We start from the raw sequence: 18,902 nt of genomic DNA on the forward strand, positions 1-18,902 counted from the left end.
GCCGAATTACCGGCGCATTAGGTCCAACTGCCCGTCCAGCTGGGCGACAAGCTGGTCGGGGGAGTTGAAGTCCGGATCAAACACCGCAGCCACCTGTGCGCCCAACAGAAAGGTGAGCAGGGTTTCGGCGAGGGTGTGCACCGGGGCCCGCCCGTCGCCGTCGTCCGCACCGCGCGCCGTGTCCAGCCATCCGCGGATGCTGCTGCGCCACTGAAGCATCGCCGAATCATTGACCTCGGCCTGCGCCGGATCGTGCAGCGCCAGCTGCCAGAAGGCAATCACCACCCGCGCCTCATCAAGCCGGTCCGCATCCAGGGGAAGTACTTCAAGGCAGAAAGCCCGCAGGGCTTCGAAACCGTCCAGCCCCTGCGTGGCAGCTGCACCGCGGCTGTTGGTGCGGGAGAAAACGTGCCGGAAGGTGGCTTCCAGCAGGTCCGATTTAGCGGGGAAGTACGGCTTGATTGCCCCGTTGGCATATCCGGCCTCGGCTGCCACCTCGCGCAGGGTGGCTCTGTCCAGGCCATGCCGGGCGATCATCCGCCAGGTGGTCTGCACAATCTCCGCCCGCCGCCGTTCATGGTCCACGATCTTTGGCATGCTTCCCTTCCGGCGCCAGCCCCCGCGGCCGCCTTGCCACCGCTTATCCTACGGCTGCCGAACTCACCTGCTCCGCCGCCTCGTGCACAAGCCTGCCTTCGAACCAGGTCTGCTGCACCTGCACCGCGTGGATCTGCCCGGGGTCGATGCTGAAGATGTTCCGGTCCAGCACAATGAAATCGGCGGACAAACCCTGCCGAAGCATACCGACCCGCTCCGCCAGTCCCATGGCTGCGGCCGGGTTGCGGGTGAAGGCCGCCACCGCCTGCCGGACGTCCAGCGCCTGCCCTCCGTTGAGTTCGCCGACGACGGCGGGGTCCGGGTTGCGGCGCGTGATCATGGTTTCCAGTCCGGTCCAGGGATCCGGGGTGGGTGCCGAGCAGGGCCAGTCCGAGCCGCCGCTGACCAGCGCTCCGTCCAGCAGCAGATCCTTCAGCGGCCAGGATTTGTCGAAAGTCTCGGCCGGAATCTGCTTGGCGATGCTCTCCTGGATCACGGAGGGGAACCAGATGTAGGGCGAAGCGTCGGGCACCACGCCCAGTGCCGCGAATCGGCGCAGGTCCGCGTCGCTGATGTACTCGACATGTGCGATCTGGAACAGCGGCCCGTCGCCACGGGAGGCCCGCACCCGTTCCACGGCATCGAGGATCAGCCGCACGGCGGCGTCGCCGGTGGCGTGCAGCTTGGCATGCAGGCCGCGGTCCACCAGCTCCTCCAGCGATGTCACCAGATCCTCAAGCCGCCACAGCGGTTCCCCGGTGTGCTGCTGGTCGTGGCTGGAGTGGCTGCACAGATACGGGTTGAGCATGGCGCTGGTGCGCGTCATTGGCACGCCGTCCAGGACGTATTTGGAAAAGTCGGGATGCAGGTGCGCGGTGCGGTGGCGGTCGCCGACGTCGTACAGTGCCGCTCCTGTGGTGCCGGGTTCAATGAAGGGCCGGGATGGCATGGAGGCCACCACGTGCGCGGTGAGCTCCCCGCGGCTGTCCATGGCGGCGAGCGTTTCCAGGGCGTAGTCCATCGTTGCGGCCTCCTGCACAGCGGTTACCCCGTAGCCGTTGAGGATCTGCACTGCGGTGCGGAAGGCGGTGGTGTGCCGCTCGGGGGTGTCCTCGATGGAGGCCGCCGCAGCCGCTTCGGCCACCGGGCTGGCCAACTCCTGCAGCACGCCGGTGAGCTGCCCGGCGTCGTCGCGCACGTAAGTGCCGCCCTCCGGATCCGGGGTGTCCGCGTCCACACCCATGAGCTCCAACGCCCGGGAATTCACCCAGCGGTTGTGCATGGAATCATCCCGCAGCAGCACCGGACGTCCCGCAGCAGCCTCGTCCAGGGCGCGCAGGTCCTGGACCGTGAGGTCATCCATGACGGTGGAGCCGACAATGCCGCCGATAACCCACTCGTCCGGGGTCAGCCGCCCGGCCCAGACCCGCACCTTGGCGAAGATCTCCGCGGGGGAATCGGTGGGCAGCAGCGGCAATTCGAACGCCGCCTGCCGGCCGCCCAGGCCAAGATGGGCGTGCACATCCACCAGGCCGGGCATAGCCAGCCTGCCCTGCAGATCGACGACGGCGGTTGTCTCGCCGGCCAGCTCCCGGATGGTCGCCTCGTCGCCCACAGCCACAATCTCGCCGGCCCGGACAGCAATGGCCTCAGCCCACTCGTTCGCGGGGTCGCTTGTGTAGACGGGGCCGTTGGTGACGATGAAATCGACAGGTGTCTCCGGGGTCATGGGTTTTCCTTACGCGGCGGGGCGGACGGCGGTCGACGGCAAATATGGTGCTCCACCCAGCTTCGATGGCGGACGGCTGCGGGTCTTGGCAGCAGGCGACAGACCCTTGCCGATGCGCGCAATCCTTTGATGATCGGGTCCGGTCAGCTCTTGTAACCTGCGTCACTCACGGTTATTGTCTACAACCATAGAAAAACCGCCTCGCAGAACCGGAGACTCCATGAGCTCGTGCCATTCCGCCGCCAATCCCGCACCCTCCGACGCCGTTCCCGAACCTGTCACAGGGCCGGCGAGCGCCTACGCACTGGCTACCCCGGAGGAAATCACTGCCGTCCGCGGAACCCTCGAGGCGGCCGGCCTGTTTCCGGACACCGCCCGGATCGCCTACCTGGGCCTGGTCGATCCGCCCCGGGACAGCAACGGTACGGATCCGGATGCCCCCGCGGACCGCCGCTTCCGCGTCTTCCTGCTGGACACCGCGGGCGGCAAGCCGCACGACGTCGTCGTCTCCGCCACCGCCAACGCAGTGGTGAGCGACGCCGTGCTGGACACTGAGGCCACCGGCGAACTGCCCGTGCTGGATGAGGAGTTTGAGGTGGTGGAGCAGATCCTCTCCACCGACCCGGACTGGCTGGCTGCGCTGGAGAAGCGCGGGCTCGACGTCGCGCAGGTTCGCGTGGCACCGCTTTCGGCGGGCGTCTTTGAATACCCGGAGGAGAAGGGGCGGCGGATCCTGCGCGGCCTGGCCTTTCTGCAGACCTCCGCCGAGGATTCCGCGTGGGCACACCCCATTGACGGGCTCGTGGGATACGTGGATGTCACCGCCCGCACCGTGGACCAGGTGCTGGACTTCGGGGCCGTGCCGGTTCCCGCGGAACACGGCAACTACACCGACCCGTCCCTGACCGGGCCGGTGCGCACCACGCAGAAACCCATCAGCATCACGCAGCCGGAGGGGCCGAGCTTCACCGTCACCGGCACCAACCATGTCGAGTGGGAAAAGTGGCACCTCGATGTGGGCTTTGACGTCCGCGAGGGCCTGGTGCTCCACAACATCGGCTTCGAGGACGGCGGCACCTTGCGCCGGATCCTGAACCGTGCCTCGATTGCCGAGATGGTGGTCCCGTACGGCGACCCCGCACCCACCCGCTCCTGGCAGAACTACTTCGACACGGGCGAGTACCTGGTGGGCCAGTTCGCCAACTCGCTGGAACTGGGCTGCGACTGCCTGGGGGAAATCCACTACATCTCGCCCACGGTGTCCGATGCGCGCGGCAATCCGCGGACCATCCGCAACGGCATCTGCATGCACGAAGAAGACGCCTCCATCCTCTCGAAGCACTCCGACCTGTGGTCCGGCATCAACTACACCCGCCGCAACCGCCGCCTGGTGATCAGCTTCTTCACCACCGTGGGCAACTACGACTACGGCTTCTACTGGTACTTGTACCTGGACGGCACCATCGAATTCGAGGCCAAGGCCACCGGCGTCGTCTTCACCAGCGCCTACCCGGCCAAGGACTACCCCTACGCCTCCGAACTGGCGCCCGGCCTGGGCGCTCCGTTCCACCAGCACCTGTTCGGTGCCCGGCTGGATTTCGCGCTCGACGGCGGCCCCGGCCGGGTTGAGGAGGAGGACGCCGTGCGCGTCCCGGTGAGTGCGGAAAACCCGCGCGGCAACGCCTTCACCCGCAAGCGGACCGTGCTGGCCCGCGAGTCGGAGGCCGCCCGCGACGCCGCGTCCGCCGTCGGGCGCACCTGGGTGGTTTCCAACCCCGAAAAGACCAACCGGCTGGGCGATCCGGTGGCCTACAAGCTGCACCCGGAGGGTCAGCCCACTCTGCTCGCGGACGAGGATTCCTCCATCTACCGGCGGGCGACGTTCGCCTCCAAGGCGCTGTGGGTGACTCGGCGGGACGAGTCCCAGCGCTACCCGACGGGTGACTTCGTCAACCAGCATTCCGGCGGCGGCGGCCTTCCGGAGTGGGTGCAGGCGGACCGCGATATTGACGGACAGGACATTGTCCTCTGGCATACCTTCGGCCTGACGCATTTCCCGCGGGTGGAGGACTGGCCGATCATGCCGGTGGACACCACGGGCTTCAAGCTGCGGCCCGAGGGTTTCTTTGACCGCTCGCCCGTGCTGGACGTGCCCGCGCCGGAATCCGGCGGGCAGTGCCACCGGTAGCGGCTTGGCGGCGGTGACGGGCGTGGCCGCAGGCCCCGGCTTGCATGCCCGGGCCTGCGCCGGGGCGGCCCTGCTCTCCGCCGCACTGCATCTTCAAATGGCCGGACAGCATGCCGGACTGCTGTCGGCCGGGATGCTGCTGATGGCGCTGATGTGCCTGCCCTGCGTGCTGCCGTTGTGGCGGTCCGGCTCAGTCGGCGCCGCACGGATGATGATGGGCGGCGCGCTGGCCATGGTCGCCGTCCATGCGGTGCTGCTGCTGGCTGCGGGCGGAGGAGGAGCCGGACATCAGCACGGCGGAGTACCTGCGGCCGCGGTGGCTGCGGACGGCGCCGGCGCCCAAGCGACCTTCACCATGCTCGCGCTCGTTGCCTGGGAGCTGGCGGCGGCGATGCTCGCCGCCGCCTGGCTGCGGCGGAGGGACGCTGCCGGCCGCCGTCCGGGCGGCAGGAAGTCCGCCTCCAGCTGCCCGGTTCCCGCCTAGAAGATGCGTTCGGCCACGTTCACCCGGGTGGCCGACCCCAGCGCGGACCGGACCTTCTCCTTCGGGGTTGTGCCGGGAACCGAGCTCATGAGCTGATCATCGGGTGTGCTCTCATCCGCGAGGTAGAGGCGGGTGTAGCCCGCGGAATCCGGCTCAAACCGCCAGCTTTCGGCGACAGTGCCGGCGTCCACGACGTCGTACCCCAATGCGTCAATCAGCGCCGCAGCCTCTGCCTTGGCCGAGTCGTCGTCGGAGGCGACGGGCAGCGCCGAGCGGTCCGCGGACCCGGACGGGCGGGCAAGAAGCGGAATGTGATGGGCCAGGATGTTATTGAACGCCTTGACGTACTGCGCTCCGGGAAGCCAGCTCTGCACCAGTTCGCTGGTGGTGACGGTGCTGTCATCCAGTTCGGCGATTCGTCCGTCCCGGGACGGGTAATAGTTGCTGGTGTCCAGGACGATCTTGCCGGCCAGCAATCCGTCCGGAAGGTTCCGGACCGCGTTCAGCGGAATGGAAAGTACGACGGCGTCGCCCAGTTTCGCGGCGTCATCCACCGTTCCGGCGGCGGCCAGCGGCCCGAGCTCGTCGATCAGGTCCGAGAGCGTCTCAGGTCCCCGCGAGTTCGCGATGACAACGTTCATGCCTGCGGCAACCGCGAGCCGCGCGACTGCTGATCCGATGTTTCCGCTTCCGATAATTCCCAGTGTTGGCATTGCGTATTCCTTCGACAAAGTTGAGCTGACCTGGCAGGGGAGTTCCTGCACAGTGTCCTACCTCAGTTCAAGCCATCCTTCGGGCGGGGAATTCCCCCGCGGGACATCGGTTCCGTGATCGTCAGGGTATTGCAGGATGTTCCACCGGCTCTGGACGACTGCCTCACGGGGCGAAACCATGGAACGACCCCCGGAACTCCTGCGCCGCTCTCCGGCACCGTCCCGGGGAGCCGCAACCGAAAGGGACCCGTGATGCAGACCTCATGCGCGTCGTCGTGATGTGACCGAAGCTCCACCGACCCCGGAAGGCGGCCCATGATGAGCGCCCTGAAAGGACCACACGACCCGACGCCGGCGGGAAAGCCGGCAGGAAAACCGGCCGCCGGACGCCAGAGTGTGCCGGGAACCATCCAAGTGCGCGGGGCAAGAGTGCACAACCTCAAGAACGCGGATGTTTCGGTGCCGCTCGGGCAGCTGGTGGCCGTGGCGGGGGTGTCCGGGTCCGGCAAATCGTCCCTGGCCCTCGGAGTGCTGTACGCGGAAGGGTCACGGCGGTACCTTGAGGCTCTCTCCGCCTACACCCGGCGCCGGCTGACCCAGGCGGCACGGCCCCTGGTGGACAGCGTGGAGCACGTTCCCGCCGCGCTTGCCCTGCGGCAGCGGCCGCCGGTACCGGGCGTACGCAGCACTTTCGGCACTTCCACGGAACTGCTCAACAGCCTGCGGCTGATGTTCTCCCGTCTGGGCAGCCATCAATGTCCCAACGGACACCACCTGGAGCCGACAATAGACGTCGCCCTTGATGTGGATCTCACCTGTCCGGTCTGCGGAGCGGTGTTCCCGCCGCCGAGTGCGGAGTCTTTCGCGTTCAACAGCGAAGGGGCCTGTCCCCGATGCGGCGGCACCGGCGTCGTCCGCGAGGTTGACGAGTCCACCCTCGTCCCGGACGAGTCGCTGAGCATCGACGACGGCGCAGTGGTGCCCTGGTCACTGTTCGGACTGGCGGGAAATTCGCAGGCAGCCGGAGAAATGGGTGTGCGCACCAACGTTCCGTTCCGTGATCTCGACGGGCGGGAGCGGGAGATCGTTTTTCACGGCCCGCCGGAGAAGCGGCGGATCCTGTATCCGGCGAAAAACGGCAAGCTGTTCGAATTGAACATGACGTACCGCAATGCCAGGGACGCCGTCGAGGAGGCGCTGCGCAAAGCCGGAACCGAGAAGGGGCTGCGCCGCATCGACCGGTTCCTGAGCGTGCAGGTCTGCCCCGACTGCCGCGGCACGCGCCTGAGCGAACGTGCCCGCTCCTCCCTCCTGGGCGGCATTAATCTGGCGCAGGCAACGGCGAAGAGCCTGGCCGAGGTCACCACCTGGGCGCAGGGCGTCCCGACGACGATGCCGCCGTCGCTGACGGCGATGGCCGAGAGCATCGTGTCCCAGATGCTCGACGCCGCGCGGCAGCTGATCCGGCTCGGGCTGGGCTACCTCACCCTTGACCGGGCCTCGTCCACCCTTTCCACCGGCGAACGCCAGCGGGTGCAGCTCTCCCGGGCCGTGCGCAGCCGCACCACCGGGGTGCTTTATGTGCTCGATGAACCGTCCATCGGAATGCATCCGGCAAACATCGACGGGCTGCTGTCCGTGGTGCACGCCCTGCTGGCGGACAACAACTCCGTGGTCATGGTGGATCACGACGTCCAGCTGCTCCGGGCAGCGGACTGGCTGATCGAAATCGGTCCGGGCTCCGGGGCGCAGGGCGGGAAGATCGTTGCCTCCGCGCCGCTGGAGGCCGCGCTGCGGGTTCCCGGCTCGCGGATCGCCGGATTCATCACCGGTGCGCAGAAGATCCTGGTCCGCACTCCGCCCGAACCCGGCAGCGAGTTTGACCACGGCAGCATCCGGCTCGCCACCCGGCCCCTGCACACCGTTCAGGCCCTGGAAGTGGAGTTTCCGCGGGGCCGGCTGACGGTGGTTACCGGTGTCTCCGGATCGGGGAAAACCACGATGGTCCTGGAGAGCCTGGTCCCGGCGCTGGCGGCAGGGGTCACCGGTTCCCCGCTGCCCGGCCACGTCGCGGCGCTGTCCGCGGACGGGGTGGACCGGGTGAGCGTGGTGGATGCGTCCCCGGTGGGCGCGAATGTGCGCTCCACGGTCGCCACGTACAGCGGCGCCTTCGACGATCTCCGCCGCGCTTACGCCGCGTCCCCCGAGGCACAAAAACGCGGGCTGAAGGCGGGGGATTTCTCCTACAACACCGGCTCCCTGCGCTGCCCCACCTGTGACGGAACGGGGCAGATTTCGCTGGATGTGCAGTTCCTGCCGGACGTCGACATCATCTGCCCCGGCTGCAGCGGCAGCAGGTACGCGCCCGCAGCGGATGCGATCCGCCGTCGTGCTCGAACCGGGGGCGGGGCAGGTGCCGGGGCCGGGGCGGAGGATGCGGGGCTGACCCTGCCCGAACTGCTTGCCCTCACCGTGGAGCGCGCCGCGGAGGCCACCGCGGACCTGAAGAAGGTTTCCTCCCGCCTGCGGATGCTCGCCCAGCTGGGGCTGGGCTACCTCACGCTTGGCGAGGCCACTACGGCGTTGTCCGGCGGTGAAGCCCAGCGGCTGAAGCTGGCTTCCGACCTGGACCGGGACCAATGCGGAACGGTGTTCGTGCTCGACGAGCCCTCCATCGGCCTGCATCCCCTGGACGTGCAGGTCCTGCTGAAGGTGCTCCAGGGACTCATCGACCGGGGCGGCACCGTGATCGCCGTCGACCACGACCTGGACCTGATCACGAACGCGGACTACCTGATCGACTTCGGCCCCGGGGGCGGTACTGACGGCGGCCGGATAATCGCCACCGGCACCCCCGCCGACATTGCACGCAGCCCCGACAGCATCACCGGCCGCTATCTCCGTCCGCCGAACACCGGGAACCTGTAGGACCTGCCGTAACCGCTGATGCGCAGGTACCGCCGCTGAACGCGTCGATGCCTGTTCCGCGTGAGCAATGGGAAGCCAGGGGTCCCGAACCTACCCATGCGTCTGCGCGGGTGCTGTCCTTGGAAGGGAGAGAACCCGACCGCAGAAGGAGACACCATGCGTGGCGTAATACTGCATGCCCCCGGGGATGTGCGGGTGGAGGACCGTGCCGATCCAGTCATTGAAGAACCGACCGACGCCGTCATCCGGCTCGCAGCAACCTGCATCTGCGGATCGGACCTGTGGCCGTACCGGGGTGTGGAGGACGCCCACAACGCACCCATGGGACACGAATACATTGGCTGGGTGGAGGAGATTGGCCCCGAGGTGCACACTATCAAGGCCGGGGACTTCGTCGTCGGCTCCTTCTGGGCCTCCGACAACACCTGCGAAATCTGCCGCGCCGGCTACCAGAGCCGATGCGTCAATGCCGTGCCGATGGGCATGATGGGAACCCAGGCGCAGTTCGCCCGGATTCCGCTGGCCGACGGCACCTTGGTGGCCACGCCGGAATCCCCGCCGGCGGACCTGCTGCCCTCGCTGATGGCGGCCTCTGATGTCCTGGGCACCGGCTGGTTCGGTGCCGTGGCTGCCGAGGCCGGCCCCGGCAAAACCGTGGCCGTGGTGGGGGACGGCGCCGTCGGCGTGCTGGCCGTCCTGGCCGCCAGGCAGCTCGGTGCCGAGCGGATTATCGCCTTTAGCCGGCACCCCGAACGCCAGCAGCTGGCCCGTGAATTCGGAGCCACCGATATCATCGCCGAACGCGGTGACGCGGGAGTGGCCGCACTCAAGGACCTGACCAACGGGCTCGGCGCCCATTCGGTAGTGGAGGCTGTGGGAACGCAGGAGTCCATGATGCAGGCTGTGCACTCCACCCGGCCGGGCGGCCACATGGGCTTTGTGGGCGTCTCCCATGACGTCGCTCTTCCCGGGCTGGAGTTATTCTTCGCCGAGATCCATATGCTCGGCGGACCCGCTCCCGTGCGTCGCTTTTTGCCCGACCTCATTCAGCGGATCTGGGACCGGACGATCGACCCGGGCCGGGTTTTCGACCTCACGCTTCCGCTGGCCGACGCCGCGGAGGGCTACAAGGCCATGGATGAGCGCCGCGCCGTCAAAGTGCTGCTGACCCCCTAAATCACGGGTGCGGCCACGGGCGCGGGTGCGGGTGCGACCGACAGTGCCGCCAGCTGCGCTGCGGTAAGCCGGGCTCCGAACGCAGGTCCGCCGGGCTGCAGGAACGAGGTCTCGCTGAGGGAAGCGACGGGAACCGGGTCATAGCCGATCTGATCCACCACGGCGGAGACCAGTGCGATGGCCTCCGGTTGGTCCCCGGCAACTGCCAGGCCGAGACGATCCGGATGACCGGCGGGACGGCGGTCCGGTTCCAGGCTGGAGTACCCGGTGTGGTTGAAGCTCTTGACCACCGTGGCGCCCGGGAACATCTCCTGCACCACCACGGACGAACCGCGTGTCCCCGCAGCGAAAGCCGGAATCTCGCCGTCCACGGGCGGCCAGTAGTTCATCGCGTCCACCACGACGCGGCCCTCCAACAGGGCGGGATCCACATTCCGCAGCCGGTGCAGGGGCACCGCGAGGATCACCAGATCCGCATCTGCCACGGCGTCACTGGTCCACTTCGGCTCGGCGCCGGGGGTAACGATTTCGGCCATCAGCGCCAGCTGCGCGGGGTCCCCGGAGGCGGAAAGCGAAACCCGGTGGCCGGCGTCGAGCAGTGAGCGGGCGACGGCGGTGCCCACCCGTCCCGCGCCCACCACGGCGACATGCAGGCGGTCAGATGGGGAGGGAATTCCCTGGCCGGGGGAGTCGGGCGGGGCGCTGGGCAAATGCGTGGTCATGCTTGCTGCAACCCGGCGCCTGCCGCCGGCATTCCCGGGACTGCTTCACCACGCCGGTCAGCCCTGACCCTGGTGGTCAAGGGGTCACATGGTCAAGGTGTCACGGTGACAGTTTCTGTTCCACAGTTCAGCAGCAGTTTTCCTTCGGCTGCAGTCAGGTGGCAGTTGCGGTTTTTGACGCGGGGGAACCCGCTGAGCTCTGTGGCCTGCCGGTTCCAGACGTAGTGGAACCTTCCGTGCTCGGTGTAGATGTCCACGCTGTCCCCGTCGAAACCGTCCTGCGTCACCACGATCGACTGCCCGTTCGGGGCTTCGAACCTTGTCTGGTCGCCGATTCCCGCAGCAAACAGGAAGACAAAGAATGCGGTTAGGGCCACAAAGGGAGACGCCACGATCGCTGCGGCAAAGGTGGTCCATCCTGCAGTAATCCGGATCCAGGTTTTTGGAATGCGCCCGATTAAGCCGTACGCCAGCAGCAGCAGGCCGACGCTTCCGCCCAGCAGGCTGATCAGAAAAATCCAGCCGCAGATGTTGTCCCGTGACAAACCGAAGAAGTGAAGCAGCACGTGTCGGCCGGCTGCATCTTCGGAGGGTGTCCCCAGAACGGTGGAGACGCCCCAGATGGCCAGGGCGGACACCACCGCCGTGCCCAGTCCCACGACCTCGACACGTTTGATGCCCGTTTTCGTATGAGGTTCGGCCGTGTCCATGCAGTCGAGACTAGCCGCACCGGGCCCAGCTGCACCCCTTACCAGATGCACGGGTGCGCGACGGCGACCGAATACTGCTGACTCCATAAATCATCCTCAGTGCCGCCCATCCGGGGCCGTCGCCTCTATTGCGCGGCGGACGCCTGCTGGACACTGAAAACAGTGGCCCTGAATACATTGGCCCCTGGGACCCGGGGCTCCGGACACGCATGGCAGTCCAGCCGCAGGATGCCGCTGCACCAGCCCTCTGACGAGGAAGAACAGGCGAACACCGTACCCCGGAAAGGCATTCCGATGAGACTTCCTTCTCCTGCCCGGCGGGCATTCTCCGCAGTTCTCGCCGCCTGCATTCTGGTTCTGGCGACGGGGTCAGGTGCCTTCGCCTCGTCTCCGGTATCAAGCCCGCACTCCGCGCGCTTTGCCGTGGTGAACGACGGCTCTGGCCCGCAGTTCTACAGCGGACTGAACATCGACGTCCAGGATGACGTTTCCGGCGACGTGTACGCCTCCGGGCAGAGTGTCACCATCAGCGGAAATGTCACGGGGGACGTGATCGCGGCAGGCCAGACGATCACCATCACCGGCAACGTCGACGGAAATGTGCGGCTCGCCGGGCAGGACGTGACCATAAGCGGTGACGTTGCGCGCAGTGGAACGATCTTCGCGGCGACCCTCACCGTCACCGATCTCGGGTCATTCGGGGACGACCTGGTGGGGGCCGCGGGTGACATCGCAATCAACGGTGCGGTCGGCCGTGACGTCGAAGTTGGCGTTGGAAACCTCACCATCGGCGGGACGGTCGGAGGCAACCTCACCTACAACTCCGACGAGGAGGCAAACATCTCCGCGGATGCGGTCGCCGGCACCGTGGAGAGAATCGCCCCTGAGCCCGAGCAAGAGCCCTCGGCGGGCGAGAAGTTCGTGGGATGGCTGCTCGGGTTGCTGTACGCGCTGGTTGCGCTGAGTGTTATCACGGTGCTCGCGGGCTGGCTCTTTCCCCGTTTGCTGCACCGGGTGACCGACCGGCTTCTGCCTCGGCCATGGCAGGCGCTGCTGGTCGGTTTCGTGGCGTCAATCGCCGTTCCGCTTGTGGTGCTGCTCCTTCTGGCCACGGTCATCGGGGCACCCCTGGCGCTGTCAGTCCTTTTGGTGTGGACAACGCTGACACTCGCGACCTTCGTCTTCGGCGCCTATTTCATTGGCAGGCTCATTTTCCGCGGCAATCAGCATCCAGTGATCAAGGCACTCGTCGGGGGTCTGATCCTCATTGTCGCCCTGCATATTCCGTGGCTGAACATCGTCGTCTGGCTGGCCATGGTGTTCCTTGGGCTTGGTGCGCAGCTGCTGGCAATCTACGACCGTCGTCCCTGGCGCCGTGGACCGCCCGCTCCCGGCGTCTCCGGCGTGGAGCAACGAAGGGGCGACGGCGGGGCCCAGCGAAGGGGCGACGGCGGCGACCAGCCCTCAGCGTCCGATTCTTACTGAAGCTGCTGCAGCTGGTTCATTCCGCCAGAAAGCGGGCAATGACTGCTGTCGAAACGCGAAGCTGGTCGGAGAATGGGCCTGCAGGGTGGCTCCTGAGGGTTCGCACGTACGCGGAGTGGAAGATTCCGGCGGAGAAGACCCCGATGCTGTGGGCATCTGCCGGTGGGATGCCGCGCAGGACGAGGCCTGCCGCCAGGGCGGCGGCCACGTCGGCCAGCTTTGTCCGCTCGCGTTCCTGGAGCTCGGGACTGCCGTCAATGAGATTCTGGCGAAGGGCTTGGGCGGCCGGGTCGGCGAGAAGATAGTCGCCCACCTGAGCAAGGGCGCCCATGACGGCCTCCCGTGCTGTCACGTCCGGCGGGTACTCCTCAACCAGCCGGGTAATCCCGGGCATGTTCATGCGTGAGCCGGCAAAGAGCACCTGGGCGATTGAGGAGGAGCCGGTTGACGGCCGCGAAACGGAGTCAGGCGCCTTGTAGGGTGCGTTTGCGTGCATAGGCCCGTGCAGCGCGGACCCGGTCGCCGCAGCGGGTCGAGCACCATTGCCGCCGTGCGTGCGTGCGGAGGAAGAACCTGTCACACGAATCCGCTTCGCAGGGCGCGAGCTGGGCCGCCTGCTCGCCGCTGAGCAGTGATGCGGCATCGTCGGCGATGACCGCCATGACGTGCTCAACAACTTGGGTCACGGGGTGGTCAGCGGAACGGAGAAATCCTGCCGCGGGATCAAACCGCAGCAGCAATGTGCCCGGGGCGGAAGTGAGCGCGCGGTTCACGGCGTCCACGGCCGCCGCCGGGGGAGCCTCACCCGCAGTGAAGGCAGTAAAGAGATCCAGCAGGTCTGCGCGCAGCGCTGCCAGCCGGCCCCGGCAGTGTTCGTACAGCACGGCGTCGGGCGCAATGAGTCCGTGAGCCTTCAGCCAGGCGACCGCCGCTTCAGGGGTAGCCAGCTCGTCATAGCTCTTGCCTCCGGGCTGCAGGCCGGCGCTGTTGATCAGCGCCAGACTGGGATGCTCCTCGGCTCCCGGTGCGGCTGCGGGTATAGATTCAGACATGTTTATCATGGTATCAGTTTCCTTTAACCGTGAGACGCCTGTTAGGGTCTTATCACGCTTAAAACTGCACGTTTCCATGAGGAGTTGGTATGCACCACGGTCGATCTTCCGGCACGGCGCCGTTTACGTTGTCTGTCCTGTCCGCAGGCGGCACGGGAGTGGGGATGACCGCTGAGGAAGGCCTTGCAGCGGTTATCTCGCTCGCCCGCACCGCGGACCGCCGGGGCTATCACCGGTTCTGGATGTCCGAACATCACGCGATGGGAGCAACCTCCGTGTCGTCGCCGCAGCTGATGGTTGCCCGGCTCATCGCCGAGACTGCGGCGATCCGCCTCGGCGCCGGCGGAGTCATGCTGCCCAACCATTCCCCGCTGCTGATTGCCGAGCAGTTCGGGATGCTGGAGGCCCTCGCCCCCGGCCGGATCGATCTGGGCGTGGGGCGCGCGCCCGGAACGGACGGCGCCACGGCCGCGGCCTTGCGGCGGGGTGCAGATGCCAATGACAGCTTTCCGCAGCAGGTGCTGGAACTGGAGGGATTCCTTCGCGACGAATTCCCGTCCGACCACCCCTACCGGCACGTCCATGCGGTACCCGGGCCCTGGCAGGCCAGGGAAAACCGGGTGGCACCCTCCCCGGCCCTTCCGGAAATGTGGATCCTGGGTTCCTCTCCCTATTCGGCCCGGCTGGCCGGGCAACTCGGCCGGCCGTACGCCTTCGCCCTGCAGTTCGGCGACGCCGACATCGACACCGCTCTGCAGCTGTACCGGGACAGCTTCCGGCCCTCCGGCGTACTGGCTGAGCCGCAGACCCTGGTGAGCGTGCCCGTGGCGATCAGCGACGATGCGGCGGAGGCAAAACGGCAGGCGGCAACGTCGGCGATGGCGATGCTGCGGATGTTCAAGCGGGAAGGCTACCTGCTCCTGCCCCCGGACGAGGTTGAGGCCTATGAGGCCACGCTGCAGGAGCGGCAGATCCTCGACTCCTACACCAACCGCAGTTTCCACGGGAATGCCGCTGCCGTGGCCGACCGCCTGGAAGCCCTTTGGAAGCGCACCGGCGTCGATGAAGTGATGCTCGTCGTCGGCGGCCACTCGACAGAACTCGACGAAGAAGGCATCAACCTCCTCGCCGACCACTATTCGCTGCCCCGCTCCGATACGCTGCCGGCAGCCAGTTAGTACACCTGCTCAAATGTCAGCCATTCCCGCCCAACCGCACAGGAGATCCCCATGACCACACCACGCCGCGCCCTGATTGTCATTGACGCCCAGCAGGAGTACTTCGACGACGGACTGCTTTCGATCCAGTATCCGAACCGGGATGATTCAGTCGCAGTCATCCAGTCCGCTATTAAGGAGGCACGCGAGGCCGGGGTGCCTGTGGTGCTCGTGCAACACGAGCTGCCGGCGGAAGCCCCCGTGTTTGCTTCCGGCTCGCCGACCTGGCAGAACCACCCAGGTGTGGCCATCCATGAAGGGGACGCCGCAAAGCGCATCAGCAAGCAGTTCTCCAGCATCTTTGCCGGGACGGATCTCGAATCCTGGCTGCGGGATCAGGGGATCGACACCATTACCCTGGCTGGCTACATGACCAACAACTGTGTGATCGCTTCCGCTGCGGCCGCCGAGCCCCTCGGCTTCGCCGTCGAGGTCCTCTCCGACGCGACCGGTGCCATCGATCTGGCCAATGAGGCAGGCACCGCACCGGCACGCCAGGTCCATGAAACGCTCATGGCACTGCTGCACTCCAACTGGGCTGCGGTCGCCGACGCCGAGACGTGGACCGCGGCGCTGCGGACGGGGGAGCCGCTGGCCAAGAGCGACCTCGTCACCTCCGCTGCGCAGGGGCGCGGCGTTTAGGGATCATTGCCCGCATGACGACGACGGCTCCTCCACGGTTTGTGGGGGAGCTGTCGTCGTTCGGCTCGGCTAGGGAACCAGAGCTAGTGGCGGGTAGTCCGTGTACCCCGCGGCGCTGTCGGTGCCGACGGTGACCGTTGACCTCGCCGAGAGTATCGTGGCCATGGCCCAGGCGGGACCCCGTGGTGTTTGCGGCTCATGCAGGGAGTCTGCGGACAGTCCGTGCGGGGCTAGGCGAACCGTGCCCCAGCGGACATTACGAGGTTTCGGGCTCCGGTGAAATGTTCTGCCGTGGCGACGCGGTTCAGCAAGCGTGCCGCCCGGACCATGAGGTTTCCCCGCCGACGCCGGCCGGCGTCGTAGCGCTGCAGGCCAGCGGTCACGTCGGGAGCCGAACTGAGTGCATTTATCAGGGCAACCGCGTCCAGTAGAGCCTCGCAGGCGCCGCGGCCAAGGTTCGGTGCCATGCCGTGCGCGGCATCGCCCAGCAGTGCCAAGTTCCCGGAAGTGTAGGACGGGAGCGGCGGGACGTCGAACAGTTCCCGGTAATCGATCGGGCTTCCATCCAGTTTTCCAAGGACCCGGGAGACGTCCTGATGCCACCCGCGGTAGAGGCTGCGCAACAGGTCTGCACCTTGGGCCCCGATAGCCTCCGGGGAGCCCAGCGCGGGAAGGTCGGTGGAGCGGAGGCAGGCAAACCAGTTAGTGCTGCCGGCATCCAGGGGCGTAATGCCGAAGAGGCGGCCGGGCCCCCACGTCTCGCTGACTCCGCCGGCCGGGCCGGGGACAACGCCGCGAAAGGCCACTGTTCCAAGCGCCCGGGGCGATATTCCGTTGCAGGCGGTGCGCAGGCGGCTGAAGATTCCGTCGGCGGCCACGACAACATCGGCAGAGGGCAGGGTTGCGAGCCCGGCGACCGGCGAACCCCATTGGATAATCCCGGCCGGAAAGTCCCCGGCCAGCGCCTCGAGCAGGACGGTGCGTGGAACCAGGCGCGCGGTTCGGCTGCCGCCCATGGCTGCGATCTGGCTGCCGTCGGGTTTCAGTATCCGTGCGCCGTGCTCTTCCACCGAACCGCTGCGGACTGCGTCCCCGGCGCTCAACGCGTCGAGGGCTCGCATCGCCTCGGGCCACACGGCCAGTGCCGTTCCGCTTCCGGGGAGGTTTGTGCTGCGTTCGAGTACCTGGACCGACCATCCCGCGCGGAGCAGCCCCCGCGCAACCGCGGTTCCTGCGATACCCGCTCCGACAATCAATGCTGAACCGCGCATGGCGTCTCCTCTTCAATGGTCGGTTTCGGGTCGGCCCCTGCTTGCGGCAATTCCACTTATACCGGAAGTTGCGCGGCCTGCCGTCGGCGTCGGCCTGCAAATCCGCTCCGGTGTTCCGTGGCCGGTGGAAGCCCGCGACCGTCAGGTTAGCCCCCGGTGACGGTGACTAGCTGTTCAGACACACCTAAGCCGGCGGTGCGGCCCGGAGGGAACCTCAACGCGGATCTCATCGTCGATGCCCACCAGCCCGCCGGTCAGCACGATGCCCATGACTCCCGTCTTGCGCACGACCTTTCCGTTGCTGTCGTGGGGCAGCACCGTTTTGAGCAGCCCGGTCTGGAAGCGGTCGATCTGCCTACAGGGACTCCGCAGGCCGGTTACCTGAACGACGGCGTCGGGACCTATGCGCAGGAGTGTTCCCTCGGGCAGGTTCAGGAGATCGATGCCGCGGGTGGTGATGTTTTCCCCAAGGTCGCCGGGGTGCAGTTCGAAGCCGTCCTGAGCCAGTTCCTCGAACAGTTCCACATGGATCAGGTGCACCTGCCGCAGGTTGGGCTCCGTGGGGTGGGCCCGCTTCCTGAAGACATGCTGCACGGTGGTGCCGGAATGCGCGTCTCCGTCGACACCGAGTCCTTCCACCAGCAGAACCGATTCCACCCGGTCCTTGCTGAAGTGGTGCTTGCTGCTGCGGCTGACCGAGAGGACTTTGGATTCTGTTGTCGAAGCGCTGCTCTCGGACAGGATTCCCGCAGAGATGGGTGTCATGTTATTACCAGACCAGGGCGCGCCCAGCAGGCGCAACCGGCTTTTGGTCGGCGGTGGCTGTAATGAGCTGAACGCCGGGGTGGTAGGCGCCTTCATGTACCTCTGCCGCCAACGATTCAAGGTCGAACGACTGCCGGTGGTGGTTATCCAGCACGCAGACATAGGCCAGCGGCATAGGGGAATCCGGTGAGCTGAGACTGTGTTCTTCCAGAAGGCGGCCCAGCTTCACCACATCAGCAAGGATCGACCGGCGCTGGAGGCCGCTTGCGGTGCTGGCTCCCACCTTGAGTTCGGAGATCACCGCGAGATGCTTGAGGATTCCGATGCCCGATTGATCCGAGGCACGGGCCTCACCATTGGCATAGTGCGGGATCATGATTCCGGGCTCCCGTGCCACGACCGCGTCAGGCCGTACTTCGCCCGTCCCCGGCGAGTGTACAAAGTACTTTTCGTTGATGATGACTTCTCTGCCGACTCGGTCGATGCCGAACTGTCCGATCAAGTAATGCGCAAACCACGCCTGATAGCTCGCTTCGTTAGCCCAAAGGTGGCCGCAGGATGCTGCGAATACGCTCCATGCAGCCTCGAACTTTTGTGCGAGAGGTTCAGGTCCGGGATTCCAGCTAGATGTCATTTGATGGATCATTCCATGTTTCGGAACGGTGTCTCCGTATTCGCTCTCGAGGGTCGTCTCCTCGTGCTGGCGATGACGTGACTACGGCCGGGAGCCGCTGGGGTGCTAACTAACGGAGCGGAATCCCCAGCCAGATACTGATTCCGCTCCTCAATAAGGTTCTTTAGGTAGCGGGCCAGCACCAGTTTCTCGACCAGATGCCCGACGACGCCGAACGGCGCCTCGAACTCGATGCGGTCAACCATCGTGCTGCCCGCGGCATCCGAACTGAACTCGTGAACGTGCCGGAAGCACCGGAACGGGCCCTTGACCTGCTCGTCGATGAAATACTCAGGCGGCTCCATCTCGGTGACCCGGCTCGTCATCCGCAGCGGAACCCCGAAATGCCAGGCCCGCCAGGTGACTTCCCCACCTTTTGAGATGAGGCCCGACGTCACGCCGCCGACCGCCTCCTCCCGGGACCGCGCCATCGAATCCTTGTGCGCGTCGATACTCCGGGCCCGGTCGAACAGCTCCGGCATTGGCAGGCTCGTCCGGGTGGTGCACTCGAAGTAAACGGTCATGGTCAGAGTATGGCAGGCCGTTCTGC

At 66.6% G+C, this 18,902-nt stretch carries 18 protein-coding genes; 7 read left to right on the forward strand and 11 right to left on the reverse strand.

What is annotated here, in order from left to right; all coding sequences use genetic code 11:
- Positions 1-6 precede the first annotated feature (6 nt).
- Complete coding sequence (locus AC4D2Q_RS09665) at positions 7-597, reverse strand: TetR/AcrR family transcriptional regulator (RefSeq protein WP_490946251.1); 591 nt, start codon at positions 595-597, stop codon at positions 7-9.
- A 43-nt stretch (positions 598-640) separates the two neighbouring features.
- The gene (locus tag AC4D2Q_RS09670; RefSeq protein WP_490946252.1) at positions 641-2,326 is read right to left on the reverse strand and encodes an amidohydrolase; all 1,686 of its coding nucleotides are present in this window, start codon (positions 2,324-2,326) and stop codon (positions 641-643) included.
- Between the two features lie 220 nt (positions 2,327-2,546).
- On the opposite strand from AC4D2Q_RS09670, the gene AC4D2Q_RS09675 reads away from it, so the two are divergent.
- Entirely contained in the window at positions 2,547-4,514 is a 1,968-nt protein-coding gene (locus AC4D2Q_RS09675; RefSeq protein WP_490946253.1) for a primary-amine oxidase, read from the forward strand.
- Between the two features lie 22 nt (positions 4,515-4,536).
- Positions 4,537-4,998: a hypothetical protein gene (locus tag AC4D2Q_RS09680; protein WP_490946254.1), complete on the forward strand. Its 462-nt coding sequence runs from the start codon at positions 4,537-4,539 to the stop codon at positions 4,996-4,998.
- Here the strand turns inward: AC4D2Q_RS09680 and AC4D2Q_RS09685 are convergent.
- Positions 4,995-5,762: an NADPH-dependent F420 reductase gene (locus AC4D2Q_RS09685; RefSeq protein WP_490946255.1), complete on the reverse strand. Its 768-nt coding sequence runs from the start codon at positions 5,760-5,762 to the stop codon at positions 4,995-4,997. The two genes, AC4D2Q_RS09680 and AC4D2Q_RS09685, sit on opposite strands and share 4 nt — an antisense overlap.
- Before the next feature lie 363 nt (positions 5,763-6,125).
- Here AC4D2Q_RS09685 and AC4D2Q_RS09690 point away from each other — a divergent pair, with 363 nt between their 5' ends.
- Together AC4D2Q_RS09690 and AC4D2Q_RS09695 are read left to right on the forward strand one after the other, a co-directional pair.
- On the forward strand, positions 6,126-8,639 hold the full coding sequence (locus tag AC4D2Q_RS09690) for an excinuclease ABC subunit UvrA (protein ID WP_490946256.1): 2,514 nt from the start codon (positions 6,126-6,128) through the stop codon (positions 8,637-8,639).
- A 156-nt stretch (positions 8,640-8,795) separates the two neighbouring features.
- Complete coding sequence (locus AC4D2Q_RS09695; protein ID WP_490946257.1) at positions 8,796-9,815, forward strand: zinc-dependent alcohol dehydrogenase family protein; 1,020 nt, start codon at positions 8,796-8,798, stop codon at positions 9,813-9,815.
- Here the strand turns inward: AC4D2Q_RS09695 and AC4D2Q_RS09700 are convergent.
- Both AC4D2Q_RS09700 and AC4D2Q_RS09705 read right to left on the reverse strand, forming a co-directional pair.
- On the reverse strand, positions 9,812-10,537 hold the full coding sequence (locus AC4D2Q_RS09700; protein WP_490946258.1) for an NADPH-dependent F420 reductase: 726 nt from the start codon (positions 10,535-10,537) through the stop codon (positions 9,812-9,814). The two genes, AC4D2Q_RS09695 and AC4D2Q_RS09700, sit on opposite strands and share 4 nt — an antisense overlap.
- A 92-nt stretch (positions 10,538-10,629) precedes the next feature.
- Complete coding sequence (locus tag AC4D2Q_RS09705; RefSeq protein ID WP_490946259.1) at positions 10,630-11,247, reverse strand: hypothetical protein; 618 nt, start codon at positions 11,245-11,247, stop codon at positions 10,630-10,632.
- Positions 11,248-11,541: 294 nt separating this feature from the next.
- Between AC4D2Q_RS09705 and AC4D2Q_RS09710 the strand changes: the two genes are divergently transcribed.
- Entirely contained in the window at positions 11,542-12,732 is a 1,191-nt protein-coding gene (locus AC4D2Q_RS09710; RefSeq protein ID WP_490946260.1) for a DUF8173 domain-containing protein, read from the forward strand.
- A 16-nt stretch (positions 12,733-12,748) separates the two neighbouring features.
- On the opposite strand, the gene AC4D2Q_RS09715 is transcribed toward AC4D2Q_RS09710, so the two are convergent.
- Together AC4D2Q_RS09715 and AC4D2Q_RS09720 are read right to left on the reverse strand one after the other, a co-directional pair.
- Entirely contained in the window at positions 12,749-13,228 is a 480-nt protein-coding gene (locus AC4D2Q_RS09715) for a hypothetical protein (RefSeq protein WP_490946261.1), read from the reverse strand.
- Positions 13,197-13,784 carry a CGNR zinc finger domain-containing protein gene (locus tag AC4D2Q_RS09720; RefSeq protein ID WP_490946262.1) on the reverse strand — a complete coding sequence of 196 codons (588 nt, stop codon included), beginning with the start codon at positions 13,782-13,784 and terminating at the stop codon, positions 13,197-13,199. The genes AC4D2Q_RS09715 and AC4D2Q_RS09720 overlap by 32 nt, the downstream gene beginning before the upstream one ends.
- An 89-nt stretch (positions 13,785-13,873) precedes the next feature.
- Here AC4D2Q_RS09720 and AC4D2Q_RS09725 point away from each other — a divergent pair, with 89 nt between their 5' ends.
- Complete coding sequence (locus AC4D2Q_RS09725) at positions 13,874-14,962, forward strand: LLM class flavin-dependent oxidoreductase (RefSeq protein ID WP_490946263.1); 1,089 nt, start codon at positions 13,874-13,876, stop codon at positions 14,960-14,962.
- Positions 14,963-15,013: 51 nt separating this feature from the next.
- Positions 15,014-15,643 carry a cysteine hydrolase family protein gene (locus tag AC4D2Q_RS09730; protein ID WP_490946264.1) on the forward strand — a complete coding sequence of 210 codons (630 nt, stop codon included), beginning with the start codon at positions 15,014-15,016 and terminating at the stop codon, positions 15,641-15,643.
- 230 nt (positions 15,644-15,873) lie between these two features.
- Here the strand turns inward: AC4D2Q_RS09730 and AC4D2Q_RS09735 are convergent, their stop codons facing one another.
- From AC4D2Q_RS09735 to AC4D2Q_RS09750, 4 genes are all read right to left on the reverse strand, one after another.
- Positions 15,874-16,914 carry an FAD-dependent monooxygenase gene (locus AC4D2Q_RS09735; protein WP_490946265.1) on the reverse strand — a complete coding sequence of 347 codons (1,041 nt, stop codon included), beginning with the start codon at positions 16,912-16,914 and terminating at the stop codon, positions 15,874-15,876.
- A gap of 174 nt (positions 16,915-17,088) precedes the next feature.
- Positions 17,089-17,679, reverse strand: a complete 591-nt coding sequence (locus AC4D2Q_RS09740; protein ID WP_490946266.1) for an MOSC domain-containing protein — start codon at positions 17,677-17,679, stop codon at positions 17,089-17,091.
- A gap of 4 nt (positions 17,680-17,683) precedes the next feature.
- On the reverse strand, positions 17,684-18,313 hold the full coding sequence (locus tag AC4D2Q_RS09745) for a hypothetical protein (protein WP_490946267.1): 630 nt from the start codon (positions 18,311-18,313) through the stop codon (positions 17,684-17,686).
- Between the two features lie 8 nt (positions 18,314-18,321).
- The gene (locus AC4D2Q_RS09750) at positions 18,322-18,876 is read right to left on the reverse strand and encodes an SRPBCC family protein (RefSeq protein WP_490946268.1); all 555 of its coding nucleotides are present in this window, start codon (positions 18,874-18,876) and stop codon (positions 18,322-18,324) included.
- Positions 18,877-18,902: the final 26 nt, after the last annotated feature.

This window comes from Arthrobacter sp. TJ-178, from assembly GCF_058269275.1.